The sequence below is a fragment of the Hamadaea tsunoensis DSM 44101 genome, assembly GCF_000428945.1.
GTDB lineage: Bacteria > Actinomycetota > Actinomycetes > Mycobacteriales > Micromonosporaceae > Hamadaea > Hamadaea tsunoensis.
The window spans coordinates 58,564-75,408 of record NZ_AUAX01000008.1 but is presented as its reverse complement, the minus strand read 5'-3'; the positions used below and the strand labels follow the sequence as shown (position 1 = coordinate 75,408).

Genomic DNA, 16,845 nt, shown 5'->3' with positions numbered 1-16,845 from the left:
TCACGCCTCGGCCCGCGCGACTGTGACGGGGCGCGCGGAGGAGAGCGTGACGGTGCCCTTGACCAGGAACACCCCGTACGTCGAGGCAATCAGGATGATAACTGCGCCGATGGAGAACGCGCCGTACCCGATCGAGCTCGCGATGAGCGGGGCGACCGCGATCGCGATGGGCTGCAGGGCGAAGTTGCCGATCGACTCCAGCGAGAAGACCCGCCCCTGCACCTCCTGCGGGAACTCGGTCTGCAACGCGGTGAACCACAGCACGAAGAAGATCCCGATGCCCGCCCAGGACAGGGCCATCACCGCGCACCACACGGCCAGCGGCACCGGCAGCCACAGGCACAGCGGCAGCAGGGTGCAGGGCAGCAGCGCGTTCATCGCCCACAGGCCGGGCCGTTTCGTCGAGATCTTCCCGGCCAGCGCGGAACCCGCCATCATGCCGATGGAGCCGGCCGCCGTGATCCAGCCGTACGCCTGCGGGCCCCACCGCTCCTGGCTGACGATCGGCACCAGGGTGAAGTTCGGCGCGAACAGGAAGAAGACCTGCACGGTCCCCTGGATCATGATGACGAGGGCCCAGGGGCGCAGGCGTACCTCGCGGATGCCCTCGCGCGCCTCGGCCAGCACCGCCCGCACGCCGCCGCCTGCCGTCGCCTCGGTACGCACCGAGGGCAGCCGCAGCCACAGCAGAGTCGCCAGGCTGACGGCGAAGGTCGCGAGGTCCACGGCGAACGCGCCCTTCGCCCCGACCGACACGACGAGCAGCGCGCCGAGCAGGGCACCGGCCGCCGAGCCGAGGCGCTTGGTGGCCGAGTCGAGCGCGTTCGCCTTCTGCAGCAGCTCGGTCCGCACGACCTGCGGCATCGCCGCCCGGTGCGCGGGGTTGTAGAGGGCGCCGCCGATGCCGACGAGGCACGCGGCGAACATGACCGCCCACAGCGGCCCGGCCTCGGCCAGCAGGATGAAGCCGGTGATCCCGCCGACGCTGAGCACGTCGGAGACGGCCATGACGGCGCTGCGCGAGTACCGGTCGGCGATGACCCCGCCGAACAGCAGCAGCAGTACGCCGGCCAGCGCGTCGGCGGCGACGACGAGCCCGAACGCCCCCGGGCCCCGGGCGGGCAGGATCAGCGCGGGCAGGGCGATCAGGGAGATCGCGTTCCCGGTGACGCTGGTGACCTGCCCGAGCCAGAACGCCCGGTAACGGGAGTCGGCGAGCAGTTCGCGGTAGGTCGGGGCGGCGGTCACGGTCACGGCGTACATCCTGGCCCGCCGCCATGGTCCTTACAAACGGATTACGCGTTGCGCACAGCCAGCATCCTCAGCCAGTCGCGGCGGTGGTGGTGGCGCCGGACCTCGACGACCGCCAGCCCGTGCGCGGCCAGCAGTCCGCCCAGCGACTCCTCGGTGTGGTACGCGAACCAGCGCCGCCCGTCGCTCCCGTAGGCGAACTCCTCCCAGCCCTCGCCGGAGCCTTCGGCGACCGCCAGGTGCACCGCCCCGCCGGCGCGTACGCAGCGGGCGAACTCGGCCACGACGGCCGGCGCGTATCGGTGGGGGATGTGCAGCAGTGCCGCCTGGCACCAGATTCCGTCCAGCGCCCCGGTACGCACCGGCAGGTGGCGCATGTCCGCCTGGGCGACCCCGGACCGCCCGCCGACGCGCAGCATCGCCTCGGTCAGGTCGAACCCGACGGCCCGCATTCCCGCCGCCCGCAACAGAGTCAGGTCTCTTCCCGGACCGCAGCCGACGTCGGCGACGAGGAGTGCGGGCGGAAGCATGCGCGCGAATGAATCGATGTCATGTCGCAGTTCGGGATGGCCTTCGGCCTGCGCCCGGGCGAACTCACCCGCCACCACCTCGTACGTCGATCGGGTGTCGCGGATCTCCAGGTCCATAGCGCGGAGAGTACGCGGGAAGTTACTGTTGCCGCCTGCCATCGGAGGGTGCCATGGAAGACGAGGTGTCGCGGCTCAGCCAGATAGTTTCGGGCGTTCTGGGAGCCGCTCCGGTCGACGTACTGACCTATCCGACGGGCGCTGTCGCGATCACGGTCTCCCGGGAGGGCCGGGTGGCCGTGCTCGACGGGATGGCCGACCGGTCGCAGTGGGGCGTGACCCTGATCCGCGACCGGGGCTACTTCATCGCCGGGTACGACGAGATCTTCGAGAAGCTCGACGAGGCCCTGGAATTCCTCGCACAGCGCCTGTGACCGTGCCTCCGGGGTGCGGCCCGGATGCGCGGATCGTGGGACGCGCCACCACCCGGAACGGGCCGCCGCCCCAGCGTGACAGACTGATCGGATGTTGCGTTGGCTCACCGCGGGAGAGTCGCACGGACCGTCGCTGACGGCCGTGCTCGACGGCCTGCCCGCCGGAATCGAGATCACGAGCGCCGGTATCGGGCGCGACCTCGCCCGTCGACGGCTCGGTTACGGCCGCGGGGCGCGGATGTCCTTCGAGCAGGACGTCGTGACGGTCACCGGCGGTGTACGCCACGGTCTCACCCTCGGCAGCCCGGTCGCGATCGAGGTCGGCAACTCGGAGTGGCCGAAGTGGGAGACCGTCATGGCGGCCGACCCGGTGGACCCCGACCTGCTGGCCAGCCTGGCCCGCAACGCGCCGCTGACCCGGCCCCGGCCCGGCCACGCCGACCTGGCCGGCATGCAGAAGTACGGCCACACCGACGCCCGCCCGATCCTGGAGCGCGCGAGCGCCCGGGAGACCGCGGCCCGCGTCGCGGTCGGCGCGGTCGCGAAGGCGCTGCTGCTGCAGGGCCTCGGCATCGAGATCGTCTCGCACGTCGTCGAGCTGGGCCCGGTCGCCGCCAAGCCGGGACTCGTGCCGGTGCCGGCCGACGCCGAGCGCATCGACGCCGACCCGCTGCGCTGCCTCGACCCCGAGGCGAGCGCGCTCATGGTGGCCGAGGTCGACGCGGCCAAGAAGGACGCCGACACCCTCGGCGGCGTCGTGGAGGTGCTCGCGTACGGGGTGCCGCCGGGCCTCGGCAGCCACACCCAGTGGGACCGCAAGCTCGACTCCCGGCTCGCCGCCGCGCTGATGTCGATCCAGGCGATCAAGGGCGTGGAGATCGGCGACGCGTGGACCCAGGCCCGTTCCCGGGGCTCGGTCGCGCACGACGAGATCTTCCCCGGTCCCGACGGCGTCCTGCGCAGCACCGACCGGGCCGGCGGCCTCGAAGGCGGCATCTCCAACGGCCAGCCGCTGCGCGTACGCGCGGCCATGAAGCCGATCTCGTCGCTCAACCGGGCGCTCAGCACGATCGACGTCACCACGGGCGAGCAGGCGACCGCGATCAACCAGCGCTCGGACGTCTGCGCCGTGCCGGCCGCCGCCGTCGTCGCCGAGGCCATGGTCGCCCTGGTCCTCGCCGAGGCCGCGCTGGAGAAGTTCGGCGGCGACTCGATCGCGGAGATCCGCCGGAACGTCGCCGGCTACCTCGAGAACCTGGTCGTCCGATGAAGCCCGTCGCGGTCCTCGTCGGCGCGCCCGGCAGCGGCAAGTCCACCATCGGGCCGCTGCTGGCCGAGGCGCTCGGCGTACCGTTCACCGACGTGGACGAGCTCATCGTCGAGCGGGCCGGCAAGCCGATCCCGGAGATCTTCGTCGACGACGGCGAAGACCACTTCCGGGCGCTCGAACGCCAGGCGGTCGCCGACGCGCTGGAGTCCGCCGAAGGAGTCGTCTCGCTGGGCGGCGGGGCGATCCTCGCCGCCGAGACCCGCGCGGGGCTCGCCGGGCACACCGTCGTCTACCTCAGCGTCGAGTTCACCGAGGCGATCAAGCGGATCGACCTCGGCCAGGGCCGGCCGCTGCTGTCGCTGAATCCGCGCGCGACCCTCAAGGTGCTGCTCGACCAGCGGCGGCCGCTCTACGAGGAGGTCGCGGTGGTCACGGCGAAGACCGACGGGCGCGAGCCGGAGGAGATCGTCGCCGAACTCCGGGACGCCCTCACCACCGCGTAGCGGGGCATCCCGGAGCGGGGCTCACGGACAGGATTTCTCGACGAGCCCGGGCTTCGGCCAGATCCCGGGGTCCATCAGGTCGAAGAAGGCCGTCGTCGCGCCGCCGTGGCACCACGGCGGCGCGAACGACACGCGCTTCACGATCGTATTGGTGCCCGTCCCGGTGACGGTCAGCGATCCGCGCTTGCCGCCGCCCGCGCTGCCGACGCCGCCGATGAAGTACTCGGCGCTCGCCGTTCCGTAGCCGGTCGTCTTGACGGTCACGGTCACCTGGAAGGTCGATCCCGAGAAGGCTGCGGTGACCTGCACAGACTTGACGACGAGCTTCCCCTTCGGGGACGGCTTCGGCTTGGGGGAGGCGGGCCGGGGCGACGCCGCTGGCGACTTCGAGGGTACGCCGCTGGGGCTCGCCGCCCATGCGCTCGCACTCGGGGACGCGCTCGCTGCGAGCGACGCGGGCGGGCTGGGATCGGCCGAGGCCACGGTGGCGGCGATCGTGGGGGCGGAAACCGCCGGTTCGTCGGGCCCGCAACCGGTGAGGGCCAGGGCTGCCAGCGCCGCGACGGCGATCGTGGCAGCCCCCGTGAAGAATGTCCTACGCACGGTCGGACACGCTAGGACCGACCGATACGCGGGACAACCCGCGCGCGCCGATCTTGATGATCATGTGATCGGATAGGCTGTACAGCGATGGAAAACACGGTCATTCCCGTTGGCGGCGAGCAGCCCTACGACGTTCTCGTCGGCCGCGGGCTGCATACCGAGCTGCCCGCGCTGGTCGGCAAGGCGACCCGCGTCGCGGTGGTCTTCACGCGTACGGTCGAGCACTACGCCCAGCACGCGACGCACGCCCTGATCGAGGCGGGCTACACCGTTCTGCCGATCGAGGTCGCCGACGCCGAGGCCGGCAAGACGATCGCCACCGCCCAGCAGTGCTGGGACGCGCTCGGCGCGGCCGGGTTCACGCGTACGGACGCGATCGTGGGGGTCGGCGGGGGAGCCGCGACCGACCTGGCCGGCTTCGTCGCCGCCTGCTGGCTGCGCGGCGTGCCCTGGGTGTCGCTGTCGACCAGCATCAACGGCATGGTGGACGCGGCGCTCGGCGGCAAGACGGGCGTCAACCTCGGCGCCGGCAAGAACCTCGTCGGCGCCTTCCACCCACCGGTCGGTGTCCTGTGTGAACTGTCCGCACTGGACACCCTGCCGCCCGCCCAGCTGCGCGCCGGGCTCGCCGAGGTGGTCAAGGGCGGCTTCATCGCCGACCCGGTGATCCTGGACCTCGTCGAGGCCGATCCGGCGGCCGCCGTCGACCCGGCCGGGCCGGTGTTGCGCGAACTCGTCGAGCGCAAGGTCCGCGTCAAGGCCCACGTGGTCGCCGAGGACCTCACCGAGCAGGGGCTGCGCGAGATCCTCAACTACGGGCACACCCTCGGCCACGCGATCGAGCGGGTCGAGGCGTACCGGTGGCCGCACGGGCACGCGGTCGCCGTCGGCATGGTGTACGCGGCGATCGTCTCCCGGCGTACGGGCAGGGTGGACGTGGTGGAGCGGACCCGGCGGATCCTGACGAGCCTCGACCTGCCGACCACCTACCGGGCGGACGCCTGGGACGACCTGCTCGCGGCGATGCGGGTGGACAAGAAGGCGCGCGGAGCCGCTCTGCGGTTCGTGCTGCTCGCGGACGTCGGCAAGCCGGAGACCGTGGCGGTGGACGACGAGGAGCTGCTGCGCGCGGCCTACGAGGAACTGACGCGGGAGCCGGCGGCATGAAGGTCTACGTCTTCAATGGGGTCAACCTGGGCCGCCTCGGTACGCGCCAGACGAACATCTACGGCCTGACCTCGTACGCCGACCTGGTGAAGAACTGCGTGGCGGACGGCGAGCGGCTCGGGCTGGCGGTCGAGTGCCGCCAGACCGACGACGAGGCCGAGCTGATCCGGTGGATCCACGGCGCGGCCGACGAGGGCGCGGCGGTCGTGCTGAACCCGGGCGCCTGGAGCCACTACTCGTACGCGTTGCGCGACGCGTGCGCCCAGCTCACCGGGCCGCTCGTCGAGGTGCACCTGTCGAACATCCACGCGCGCGAGGAGTTCCGGCACCACTCGGTGATCTCCGCTGTGGCCGCCGGTGTGATCTGCGGACTCGGCGTCGACGGGTACCGGCTGGCGCTCGAACACCTGGCGATCCGCCTCACCAGCGCGGCGTGAGGCGCCGGTCACGGCCGGTGATCATGCGCACCCTCGGCTTGGGGCACCTGATCAGACCCCGGTAAACTGGTTCGACTTGTTCGTTTTCAATCTCCAGCGCGCGGGCTCAGCCCGGCGGGATCACATTCGGGAGCTTCGCAGTGGCCAGCACGAACGATCTCAAGAACGGCTTGGTGCTCAACCTCGACAACGAGCTGTGGACCGTAGTCGAGTTCCAGCACGTGAAGCCAGGCAAGGGCCCGGCGTTCGTGCGTACGACGCTCAAGCACGTGCTGTCGGGCAAGGTCGTGGACAAGACCTTCAACGCCGGCACCAAGGTCGAGACCGCCAACGTCGACAAGCGGGCGATGCAGTACCTCTACCCGGACGGCGACGACTTCGTCTTCATGGACCTCGACACCTACGACCAGATCCACGTGCCCTCGGCGACGGTCGGCGACAACGCCAACTACATGCTGCCCGAGGCCGAGGTCGTGGTCGCGACCCACGAGGGCGTCCCGCTCTACGTCGAGATGGCGACCTCGGTCTTCCTCGTGGTCACCTACACCGAGCCGGGCCTGCAGGGCGACCGCTCGACCGGCGGCACCAAGCCCGCCACGCTCGAGACCGGCGCGACCATCCAGGTTCCGCTGTTCATCACCACCGGCGAGAAGATCAAGGTCGACACCCGCGACGGGCGTTACCTGGGTCGCTCGTAATGGCCTCGCACACCGCAGGGGTGGCTGATGGCTGAGGCTCCGAAGTCGCAGATGCCCGCCCGCCGCAAGGCACGCAAGCGGGCACTGGACGTCCTCTACGAGGCCGACCTGCGCGACCGCAACATCGCCCGCACGCTGAGCGAGTACGTCGAGCGACTGGAACACCCGCGTCCGGAGCATCTGCCGTACGCGGTGAGTGTCGTCGAGGGCGTCGCCGAGCACCTGGACCGGATCGACGAGCTGATCGCGAGCTACGCCGAGGGCTGGACGATCGACCGCATGCCGGTCGTCGACCGCAACCTGGCGCGCATCGCCGTCTACGAGATCCTCTACGTCGAAGAGGTGGACGACCCGGTGGCGATCACGGAGGCGGTGGAGCTGGCGAAGGAGCTGTCCACGGATGACAGCCCGCGCTTCCTCAACGGCCTCCTGGGACGTATCGCGGACTACTCCCACTAGATCAAGATCAAGATCCTTTTATAGGCATTTTGTCCCGGGTTCGTCGATCTCACCTCCGCTCCTCGCGCGGGAGACCGCTCCGGCCCCGCCAAACCCGGGCGGGGCCTGCACTGCCAGGTGAGTGGGGCGACGCATCCTTCGCCGCGGATCGGCGCGACACGAAAAAGCCCGCCACCGAAAGGTGGCGGGCTTTCGACGTTCACGTCGCTGGACCACGTCGGCGCTCGGCCGCGACGTCCGGCGGTGCAAGATCCGCAAGCGCGAAGCGGTTGAGGATCTCTGTGCCGACGGACGTCGCATAAGGGCCGAGTGCCCTGCTCCGCCCGAAGGGCGGGCCATATTACTGCTGCTGCTGGTTGGCGAAGAAGGCGCGCGGGTCCGGGACGAGCACGCCGAGTTCGGCCAGGCGGTCGGTCAGCTCCGAGGGGCTCTTGTCGTAGACGATCGCGAGGGCGCGCATGTCGTCGGCGCGGATCGTCAGGATGCGGCCGTTGTAGTCGCCGCGCTGCTGCTGGATGGCACGGGCGTACCGGGCCACGAAGCCGAGCTCCTCGTTCGAGGACTCGTAGAGCTTCTCCAGGTCCAGCACGATCTTCTGGGCGCGCTCCTCGGACTGCTTGACCTCGGCACCGTCGGGCAGCAGCTCCGAGACCGGTACGCGGTAGAAGTCGGCGAGTTCCGCGAGGCGCGACACGGTGACGGCGCGGTCGCCGCGTTCGTAGGAGCCGACGACCACGGCCTTCCAGCGCCCGTTCGACTTCTCCTCCACGCCCTGCAGGGAAAGGCCCTGCTGGGTGCGGATGGATCGCAGCCGGGCACCCAGTGACCTGGAGTATTCCGTCGACATCGAGATCCCTCCCACAGTGCTGACTGCAAAGTCCGACGGCCCGGGCGAGGTGGTCTCGCCGCCGGCCGGTGATCGCTACGCAGCGTGACGGTATCCGCGATTACTGCCCGTGGTCAAGTGCTGCTAGGCCAGTTGTTGGAAGCGCCATGGCCGAACGGCTGGCGTACGTCCGCCCGAATCGCCGGAGCGCCCCGACTCGGGGCTGGTCAGCGCCGTTTGATAGGGTCATCTGGCGAAGATCTTGAGGATGGCTCGCGTCCGGACTCGGGATCCTCGACCATTCCGTAAAGCCGTTTCCTTTAAGACCCGTCCCGTGAGGCGGGGAAGGAGAGGTGCGCTTTGGCGTACAAAGTTATACTCGCGGAAACCGACATTCATCGCGTACTCGACCGGATCGCTCATCAGATCCTGGAGAAGACGCAGGGCGCCGGGGACGTCGTCCTCCTCGGCATCGCGACCCGGGGCGTGCCGCTGGCCCAGCGCCTCGCCGAGCGCATCCTCGCCTTTGAGCAGCAGCCGACCCCGGTCGGCACGCTCGACATCACGCTCTACCGCGACGACCTGAACCGTCACTCCACGCGAGCCGTGGGCCACACCGAGCTGCCGACCGGCGGCATCGATGGACGCAGAGTAATTCTGGTCGATGACGTGCTGTTCTCCGGGCGTACCGTCCGGGCCGCACTGGATGCGCTGAGTGACCTCGGCCGGCCGGCCGCCGTCCAGCTCGCCGTCCTCGTCGACCGCGGCCACCGCCAGCTGCCGATCCGCGCCGACTACGTCGGCAAGAACATCCCGACCGCGCTCGCCGAGCAGGTCCGCGTCCTGCTCAAGGAGACCGACGGCACCGATGAGGTCCGGCTGACCGAGGGGACCCCGGCATGATCAAGCACCTGCTCAGCGCCGCCGACCTGGACGCGCCGACCGCCACCCTCATCCACGACATCGCGGCCGAGATGGCCACCGTCGCCGGCCGCGAGGTCAAGAAGCTGCCGACCCTGCGCGGCCGCACCGTGGTCAACCTCTTCTACGAGGACAGTACGCGGACGCGTACATCCTTCGAGGTGGCGGCGAAGCGGCTGAGCGCGGACGTGGTGAACTTCTCGGCCAAGGGGTCGAGCGTGGAGAAGGGCGAGTCGCTCAAGGACACCGCCTGGACGTTGCAGGCGATGGGCGCCGACGCGGTCGTCATCCGCCATCCCGCCTCCGGCGCGCCCAACCGGCTGGTCAACTGGGTGCACGGCAGTGTCCTGAACGCCGGCGACGGTACGCACGAGCACCCCACCCAGGCGCTGCTCGACACGTACACGATGCGCTCGCGGCTGGGGACGGTCGCCGGGCTGAACGTGGCGATCGTGGGCGACGTCCTGCACAGCCGGGTCGCCCGGTCGAACGCGCTGCTGCTGCACACGCTGGGGGCGAAGGTCACCCTGGTGGGGCCGCCGACGCTGGTCCCGCCGGTGTTCGAGACCCTGACCCCCGACGTACGCGTCGGCTACGACATCGACGCCGTGCTGCCCGAGGCGGACGTCGTGATGATGCTGCGGGTGCAGAAGGAGCGGATGAACGCCGCGTTCTTCCCGTCCTGGCACGAGTACTCCCGCCGGTACGGGCTCGACGCCGCGCGCGTACGCCGGCTGCCGGACCACGCGATCGTCATGCACCCGGGCCCGATGAACCGGGGCGTCGAGATCGCTCCGGACGTGGCCGACTCGCCCCGCTCCACCATCGTCGAACAGGTCGCCAACGGGGTCTCGGTCCGGATGGCCTGTCTCTATCTCTTGCTCGGAGGCCGCTCGTGAGCTATCTGATCCGCAACGTCTCCGTGCTCGGCGGCGACCCCACCGACCTCGTCGTCCGCGACGGGCTGATCGGCGGAACCCCGACCGGTGACGAAGAGGTCATCGACGGCACCGGCCTGATCGCCCTGCCGGGCCTGGTCGACCTGCACACCCATCTGCGCGAACCCGGCCGTGAGGACGCCGAGACGGTGCTGACCGGCTCCCGCGCCGCGGCGCTCGGCGGGTTCACGGCCGTCTGCGCGATGGCGAACACCACCCCGGTCGCGGACACGGCCGGCGTCGTCGAGCAGGTCTGGCGGCTCGGCCGCGAGGCGGGCCTGGTCGACGTGCAGCCGATCGGCGCCGTCACCGTGGGCCTGGCCGGCGAGCAGCTGGCCGAGCTCGGCGCGATGGCCGAGTCGGCGGCGCGCGTACGCGTCTTCTCCGACGACGGCATGTGCGTGCACGACCCGCGCCTCATGCGCCGCGCGCTGGAGTACGTCAAGGCGTTCGACGGTGTCATCGCCCAGCACGCCGAGGAGCCCCGGCTCACCCAGGGCGCGCAGATGCACGAGGGCGAGGTGTCGGCCCGGCTCGGGCTGACCGGCTGGCCCAGCGTCGCGGAGGAGGCGATCATCGCCCGGGACGTGCTGCTCGCCGAGCACACGGGCGCGCGGCTGCACGTCTGCCATGTCTCGACGGCCGGCTCGGTCGACATCATCCGGCAGGCGAAGGCCCGCGGCGTACGCGTCACGGCCGAGGTCACGCCGCACCACCTGCTGCTGACCGACGAGAAGGCCGGCGGCTACGACCCGGTCTACAAGGTCAACCCGCCACTGCGTACGCAGTCCGACGTCGACGCCCTGCGGCAGGGGCTCACGGACGGGGTCATCGACATCGTGGCCACCGATCACGCCCCGCACGCCGGGCACGACAAGGACTGCGAGTGGGCGTACGCGCGCCCGGGCATGCTCGGCCTGGAAACCGCGCTCGGGATCGTCTTCTCCGTGCTCGGCCCGGACTGGGAGCTGATCGCCGACCGGATGTCGCGTACGCCGGCCCGGATCGCGGGGCTCGCCGAGCACGGGCACACCCCGGCGGACGGCGCGCCCGCCACCTTCACGCTCTTCGACCCGCAGGCCCGGATCACCGTCGATCCGGGCGCCCTCGCGAGCCTCAGCTCCAACACCCCGTACGCGGGGATGGAGCTGCCCGGCCGCGTGGTGGCGACGTTCCTGCGCGGCGTACGCACGGCTTTCGACGGAAAGGCAAGCCAGTGAGCAAAGCGATATTGGTCCTCGAAGACGGGCGGACCTTCACCGGCGAGGCCTTCGGTGCCATCGGCGAGACGTTCGGCGAGGCGGTGTTCACCACCGGCATGACCGGCTACCAGGAGACGCTGACCGACCCGTCCTTCCACCGCCAGGTCGTCGTGCAGACCGCCCCGCACATCGGCAACACCGGCGTCAACGACGAGGACGACGAGTCGGACCGGATCTGGGTCGCCGGCTACGTGGTGCGCGACCCCTCGCGGGAGGCGTCGAACTGGCGCTCCACCGGGGAACTGGAGGACCGGCTCAAGCGCGAAGGCGTCGTCGGCATCGCCGGCATCGACACCCGGGCGCTGACCCGGCACCTGCGCGAGCGCGGCGCGATGCGGGTCGGCATCTCCAGTGTGGACACCGACCACCTCGCCCTGCTCGCCAAGGTACGCCAGTCGCCCGAGATGGCCGGCGCCGACCTGTCCGCCGAGGTGAGCACGCCGACGGCGTACACGGTGGAAGCGGTGGGGGACAAGCGTTACACGGTCGCGGCGCTGGATCTGGGCATCAAGCGGAACGTGGCGCGGCGGCTCGCGGCGCGCGGCGTGACGACGCACATCATGCCGGTGTCGTCCACTCTGGACGACCTGCTCGCGGTGAACCCGGACGCGGTCTTCTTCTCGCCCGGACCCGGCGACCCGGCCACGGCCGACCACCCGGTGGCGCTGGCCCGCGAGGTCATGCGCCGGGGCATCCCGCTGTTCGGCATCTGCTTCGGCAGCCAGATCCTCGGCCGCGCGCTCGGCTTCGGCACCTACAAGCTCGGCTACGGCCACCGCGGGATCAACCAGCCGGTGATGGACCGCACCACCGGCAAGGTCGAGGTGACCAGCCACAACCACGGCTTCGCCGTCGACGCGCCGCTGGACATGGTCGTCGACACCGACTTCGGCCGGGTCGAGGTCTCGCACGTCTGCCTCAACGACAACGTGGTCGAAGGCCTGCGGGCGCTGGACGTGCCCGCCTTCACCGTGCAGTACCACCCCGAAGCCGCGGCCGGTACGCACGACGCCGACTACCTGTTCGACCGGTTCGTGGAGCTGGTCGAGTTCGCCGAGGGGAAGCGCTGATGCCGAAGCGGGAAGATCTCAAGCACATCCTGGTCATCGGCTCCGGCCCGATCGTGATCGGCCAGGCGTGCGAGTTCGACTACTCCGGTACGCAGGCGTGCCGCGTCCTGCGGGCGGAGGGGATCCGCGTCTCGCTGGTGAACTCCAACCCGGCGACGATCATGACGGACCCGGAGTTCGCCGACGCGACCTACGTCGAGCCGATCACGCCGGACTTCGTCACGAAGGTGATCGAGCGGGAGCGCCCCGACGCGATCCTGCCGACGCTGGGCGGCCAGACCGCGCTGAACACGGCGGTGGCGCTGCACGAGTCCGGCGTACTCGAGAAGTTCAAGGTGGAGCTGATCGGCGCGAACATCGACGCGATCCGGCGGGGTGAGGACCGGCAGCTCTTCAAGGAGATCGTCGCCAAGGCCGGGGTACGCACGGGGCTCGGGGCCGAAGGGCTCGTGCCGCGCTCGCGGGTGTGCCACTCGATGGAGGAGGTCCGCGAGACCGCCGACGAGCTGGGCCTGCCGGTGGTCGTGCGGCCGAGCTTCACCATGGGCGGCCTGGGTTCCGGCATGCCGCACACGCCCGAGGAGCTGGAGCGGATCGCGGGCAGCGGCCTGGCCGCCTCGCCGGTGCACGAGGTCCTCATCGAGGAGAGCGTGCTCGGCTGGAAGGAGTACGAGCTGGAGCTGATGCGCGACAAGCACGACAACGTCGTCGTCATCTGCTCCATCGAGAACCTCGACCCGATGGGCGTCCACACGGGAGACTCGGTCACCGTCGCCCCGGCGATGACCCTGACCGACCGCGAGTACCAGGTGATGCGCGACCTCGGCATCGCCGTGCTGCGCGAGGTCGGCGTGGACACCGGCGGCTGCAACATCCAGTTCGCGATCAACCCGGTCGACGGCCGGATCGTCGTCATCGAGATGAACCCGCGGGTGTCGCGGTCCTCGGCGCTGGCGTCGAAGGCGACCGGCTTCCCGATCGCGAAGATCGCGGCGAAGCTCGCCATCGGCTACACCCTCGACGAGATCCCCAACGACATCACGCTGCAGACGCCGGCCGCCTTCGAGCCCGCGCTGGACTACGTCGTCGTGAAGATCCCGCGCTTCGCCTTCGAGAAGTTCCCCGGCGCCGACCCGGAGCTGACCACCACGATGAAGTCCGTCGGCGAGGCGATGAGCCTGGGCCGCAACTTCACCGAGGCGCTCGGCAAGGCGATGCGCTCGATGGAGACCAAGCAGGCCGGCTTCTGGACGGTCGCGGACGCGTACTTCGACGCGGACGCGGCGCTGTCGGCCCTGAAGACCCCGCACGACGGCCGGCTGTACACGGTGGAGGCGGCGCTGCGGCTGGGCGCCACGGTCGAGCAGGTGCACCAGGCGTCCGGCGGCATCGACCCGTGGTTCCTGACCCAGATCGAGTCGCTGATCCGGCTGCGCCGCGACGTCGAGGACGCCCCGGTCCTCGACGAGGAGCTGCTGCGCCGGGCCAAGCGGGCCGGCGTGTCCGACCGGCAGCTGGCGGCCCTGCGCCCGGAACTGGCCGGCGAGGACGGCGTACGCACGCTGCGCCACCGGATGGGCGTGCGGCCGGTCTACAAGACGGTCGACACCTGCGCGGCGGAGTTCGCCGCGAAGACGCCCTACCACTACTCGACCTACGACGAGGAGACCGAGGTCGCCCCGTCGGACCGGTCGAAGGTGCTCATCCTCGGCTCGGGCCCGAACCGGATCGGGCAGGGCATCGAGTTCGACTACTCGTGCGTCCACGCGGTGATGGCGCTGCGGGCTGCGGGCTTCGAGACCGTGATGGTCAACTGCAACCCGGAGACCGTCTCGACGGACTACGATACGGCCGACCGGCTCTACTTCGAGCCGCTGACCTTCGAGGACGTGCTGGAGGTCTACCACGCCGAGCACACCTCCGGCCTGGCCGCCGGCGGTCCCGGCGTCGTGGGCGTCATCGTCCAGCTGGGCGGGCAGACCCCGCTCGGCCTGGCCCGGCGGCTCAAGGCGGCCGGCGTACCGATCGTCGGCACCAGCCCGGAGTCGATCCACCTCGCCGAGGAGCGCGGTGCGTTCGGCGCGGTGCTGGCCAAGGCGGGCCTGCGCGCCCCGGCCCACGGCACGGCCACCTCGTTCGACGACGCCAAGCGGATCGCCGACGAGGTCGGCTACCCCGTCCTGGTACGCCCGTCGTACGTGCTCGGCGGCCGCGGCATGGAGATCGTCTACGACGACGAGACGCTGGCCGGCTACATCCAGCGGGCCACCGACATCTCGCCGGAGCACCCGGTGCTGGTCGACCGGTTCCTCGACGACGCCATCGAGATCGACGTGGACGCGCTGTGCGACGCCGACGGCGAGGTCTACCTCGGCGGCGTGATGGAGCACATCGAGGAGGCCGGCATCCACAGCGGCGACTCCTCGTGCGCGCTGCCGCCGATCACCCTGGGCGTCCAGCACATCAAGGCCGTCCGCGAGTACACCGAGAAGATCGCCCGCGGGGTCGGCGTCAGGGGCCTGCTCAACGTCCAGTACGCGCTCAAGGACGACTCGCTGTACGTGCTGGAGGCGAACCCGCGCGCGTCGCGTACGGTGCCGTTCGTCTCGAAGGCGACCGCCGTCCCGCTGGCGAAGGCGGCCGCCCGGATCATGCTCGGGGCCACGATCGCGGACCTCCGGGCCGAGGGCATGCTGCTCGCCGAAGGTGATGGTGGTCTCACCCCGGAGCACGCGCCCATCGCCGTCAAGGAGGCGGTGCTGCCCTTCAAGCGCTTCCGTACGCCGGCCGGCAAGGGTGTCGATTCCCTGCTCGGGCCGGAGATGAAGTCCACCGGCGAGGTCATGGGCATCGACATCGCGTTCGGTCAGGCGTTCGCCAAGTCGCAGGCGGCCGCGTACGGGTCGCTGCCGACGACTGGCAAGATCTTCGTGAGCGTCGCCAACCGCGACAAGCGGGCGATGATCTTCCCGGTCAAGCGCCTGGCCGACCTCGGTTTCGAGATCATCGCGACCGAGGGCACCGGCGGGGTGCTGCGCCGGCACGGCATCGCCTGCGAGATCGTCGGCAAGCACTACGCCGGCGACCTGCGCGACGCGGTGGCGCTCATCACCGGTGGCGAGGTCGCCCTCGTCATCAACACGCCGCAGGGCTCCGGTGCGCACGCGCGCTCCGACGGCTACGAGATCCGCTCGGCCGCCGTGGGCGCGGACATCCCGTGCATCACCACCGTGCCGGGCGCTGCGGCCGCGGTCATGGGCATCGAGGCCCTGATCCGCGGTGACATGCGCGTACGGCCACTGCAAGAGCTCCACGCGGCGCTGCGTCCCGAGCTCGCCGCGTAAGGAGGTCCCACCCGTGAGCTTCTTCGAGAACTTCGTCCGACCCGCCCTGTTCCGCATCGGAGGCGGCGACGCCGAGGCCGCCCACGAGGCCACGCTGCACCGGCTCGCCGGGGTGGCGCCGCGCCCGCGCGTCCTGGAGTCCCTGCGCAAGCGGTACGCCGTCGCGGCGCCCCGGACCGTCTTCGGGGTCGACTTCCCGAACCCGGTCGGCCTCGCGGCCGGGATGGACAAGAACGGCGTGGCGCTCGCCGCGTGGCCGGCCCTCGGCTTCGGCTTCGTCGAGGTCGGCACCGTGACGGCCCAGGGCCAGCCGGGCAACGAGAAGCCGCGGCTGTTCCGGGGCCAGGCCAGCGAGGCCGTCGTCAACCGGATGGGCTTCAACAACGAGGGCGCGGCCGCGCTCGCCGAGCGGCTGAACACGCTGCTCGGCGAGCCGGCCCGCCGGCCGGGCGTACCGGACACGGCGGCGACGCTGCTGCGCCACCGCACGGCCGCCGGCCACGCGCCGATGGCGGGCGCGCTGGGCCTGCGGGCACCCCTCGGCATCAGCCTCGGCAAGACCAAGCTGGCGCCGCTCAACGACGCCGTCGGGGACTACGTGACCAGCCTGCGGATGCTGCGCCCGTACGCGGACTACGTGGCGATCAACGTGTCGTCGCCGAACACGCCGGGGCTGCGGGAGTTGCAGGGCCGGGGGCACCTCAACGACCTGCTGCAGGCGCTGGTGGCCGAGGCGGCCGGTACGCCGGTCCTGGTGAAGATCGCGCCGGACCTGACCGACCCGCAGATCGACGAGGTCCTGCAGGTGTGCTCCGACCAGGGTGTGGCGGGCCTGATCGCGACGAACACGACGCTGGCCCGCGACGGCCTCGACCCGGCCGACGCCCAGCTGGCCCAGGAGGCGGGCGGCCTGTCCGGCCGGCCGCTCACCGAGCGGGCCCGCAAGGTCGTCTCGTTCGTCCACCAGGAGACCGGCGGCCGGCTGCCGATCATCGGGGTGGGCGGCATCATGTCGGCCGACGACGCCGAGCGCATGTTCGACGCGGGCGCGAGCCTGGTGCAGCTCTACTCGGGCTTCATCTTCCACGGCCCGAGCCTGGTCCGGGCGATCGCCGCCGCCGGGCGCTGAGGAGCC

The 16,845-nt window shown here is 70.9% G+C and carries 17 protein-coding genes; 13 read left to right on the top strand and 4 right to left on the bottom strand.

Annotated features, from left to right (window positions below):
* Together G401_RS0116575 and G401_RS52790 are read right to left on the bottom strand one after the other, a co-directional pair.
* The gene (locus G401_RS0116575; RefSeq protein WP_169734199.1) at nt 1-1,254 is read right to left on the bottom strand and encodes an MFS transporter; all 1,254 of its coding nucleotides are present in this window, start codon (nt 1,252-1,254) and stop codon (nt 1-3) included.
* 41 nt (nt 1,255-1,295) lie between these two features.
* On the bottom strand, nt 1,296-1,898 hold the full coding sequence (locus G401_RS52790) for a class I SAM-dependent methyltransferase (RefSeq protein ID WP_027343394.1): 603 nt from the start codon (nt 1,896-1,898) through the stop codon (nt 1,296-1,298).
* A 53-nt stretch (nt 1,899-1,951) separates the two neighbouring features.
* Between G401_RS52790 and G401_RS0116565 the strand changes: the two genes are divergently transcribed.
* The 3 genes from G401_RS0116565 (at nt 1,952) to G401_RS0116555 (ending at nt 3,985) form a co-directional block, all read left to right on the top strand.
* Nucleotides 1,952-2,212 carry a hypothetical protein gene (locus G401_RS0116565; RefSeq protein ID WP_027343393.1) on the top strand — a complete coding sequence of 87 codons (261 nt, stop codon included), beginning with the start codon at nt 1,952-1,954 and terminating at the stop codon, nt 2,210-2,212.
* Between the two features lie 91 nt (nt 2,213-2,303).
* Nucleotides 2,304-3,482: a chorismate synthase gene (aroC, locus tag G401_RS0116560; RefSeq protein ID WP_027343392.1), complete on the top strand. Its 1,179-nt coding sequence runs from the start codon at nt 2,304-2,306 to the stop codon at nt 3,480-3,482.
* A complete protein-coding gene (locus G401_RS0116555) occupies nt 3,479-3,985 on the top strand; it encodes a shikimate kinase (protein ID WP_027343391.1) in 507 nt (168 codons plus the stop codon). The genes aroC and G401_RS0116555 overlap by 4 nt, the downstream gene beginning before the upstream one ends.
* A gap of 21 nt (nt 3,986-4,006) precedes the next feature.
* On the opposite strand, the gene G401_RS55865 is transcribed toward G401_RS0116555, so the two are convergent.
* Nucleotides 4,007-4,588, bottom strand: coding sequence for a hypothetical protein (locus G401_RS55865; RefSeq protein WP_157545797.1), 582 nt, complete (start codon nt 4,586-4,588; stop codon nt 4,007-4,009).
* Nucleotides 4,589-4,675: 87 nt separating this feature from the next.
* Here G401_RS55865 and aroB point away from each other — a divergent pair, with 87 nt between their 5' ends.
* The 4 genes from aroB to nusB all read left to right on the top strand — a co-directional run bounded on the left by aroB (nt 4,676) and on the right by nusB (nt 7,349).
* Entirely contained in the window at nt 4,676-5,755 is a 1,080-nt protein-coding gene (gene aroB / locus G401_RS0116540; RefSeq protein WP_027343388.1) for a 3-dehydroquinate synthase, read from the top strand.
* The gene (gene aroQ / locus G401_RS0116535) at nt 5,752-6,192 is read left to right on the top strand and encodes a type II 3-dehydroquinate dehydratase (RefSeq protein WP_027343387.1); all 441 of its coding nucleotides are present in this window, start codon (nt 5,752-5,754) and stop codon (nt 6,190-6,192) included. The genes aroB and aroQ overlap by 4 nt, the downstream gene beginning before the upstream one ends.
* A 140-nt stretch (nt 6,193-6,332) precedes the next feature.
* The gene (gene efp / locus G401_RS0116530) at nt 6,333-6,890 is read left to right on the top strand and encodes an elongation factor P (protein WP_027343386.1); all 558 of its coding nucleotides are present in this window, start codon (nt 6,333-6,335) and stop codon (nt 6,888-6,890) included.
* Between the two features lie 51 nt (nt 6,891-6,941).
* On the top strand, nt 6,942-7,349 hold the full coding sequence (gene nusB, locus G401_RS0116525; RefSeq protein ID WP_211240765.1) for a transcription antitermination factor NusB: 408 nt from the start codon (nt 6,942-6,944) through the stop codon (nt 7,347-7,349).
* 340 nt (nt 7,350-7,689) lie between these two features.
* On the opposite strand, the gene bldD is transcribed toward nusB, so the two are convergent.
* Nucleotides 7,690-8,196, bottom strand: a complete 507-nt coding sequence (bldD, locus tag G401_RS0116520; protein ID WP_027343384.1) for a transcriptional regulator BldD — start codon at nt 8,194-8,196, stop codon at nt 7,690-7,692.
* Nucleotides 8,197-8,535: 339 nt separating this feature from the next.
* Between bldD and pyrR the strand changes: the two genes are divergently transcribed.
* Genes pyrR through G401_RS0116490 form a run of 6 tightly spaced genes read left to right on the top strand, consistent with a single transcriptional unit; the run spans nt 8,536 to nt 16,839 of the window.
* A complete protein-coding gene (gene pyrR, locus G401_RS0116515) occupies nt 8,536-9,078 on the top strand; it encodes a bifunctional pyr operon transcriptional regulator/uracil phosphoribosyltransferase PyrR (RefSeq protein WP_027343383.1) in 543 nt (180 codons plus the stop codon).
* Nucleotides 9,075-9,995: an aspartate carbamoyltransferase catalytic subunit gene (locus G401_RS0116510; RefSeq protein WP_027343382.1), complete on the top strand. Its 921-nt coding sequence runs from the start codon at nt 9,075-9,077 to the stop codon at nt 9,993-9,995. Before pyrR ends, G401_RS0116510 begins: the two co-directional genes overlap by 4 nt.
* Nucleotides 9,962-11,254 carry a dihydroorotase gene (locus G401_RS0116505; RefSeq protein WP_034591910.1) on the top strand — a complete coding sequence of 431 codons (1,293 nt, stop codon included), beginning with the start codon at nt 9,962-9,964 and terminating at the stop codon, nt 11,252-11,254. The genes G401_RS0116510 and G401_RS0116505 overlap by 34 nt, the downstream gene beginning before the upstream one ends.
* Nucleotides 11,251-12,366 carry a glutamine-hydrolyzing carbamoyl-phosphate synthase small subunit gene (gene carA, locus G401_RS0116500; RefSeq protein ID WP_027343380.1) on the top strand — a complete coding sequence of 372 codons (1,116 nt, stop codon included), beginning with the start codon at nt 11,251-11,253 and terminating at the stop codon, nt 12,364-12,366. The genes G401_RS0116505 and carA overlap by 4 nt, the downstream gene beginning before the upstream one ends.
* The gene (gene carB, locus G401_RS0116495; RefSeq protein ID WP_027343379.1) at nt 12,366-15,710 is read left to right on the top strand and encodes a carbamoyl-phosphate synthase large subunit; all 3,345 of its coding nucleotides are present in this window, start codon (nt 12,366-12,368) and stop codon (nt 15,708-15,710) included. The genes carA and carB overlap by 1 nt, the downstream gene beginning before the upstream one ends.
* Before the next feature lie 13 nt (nt 15,711-15,723).
* Nucleotides 15,724-16,839 (top strand): quinone-dependent dihydroorotate dehydrogenase, encoded by a 1,116-nt coding sequence (locus tag G401_RS0116490; RefSeq protein ID WP_027343378.1) that lies wholly within the window; start codon nt 15,724-15,726, stop codon nt 16,837-16,839.
* Nucleotides 16,840-16,845: the final 6 nt, after the last annotated feature.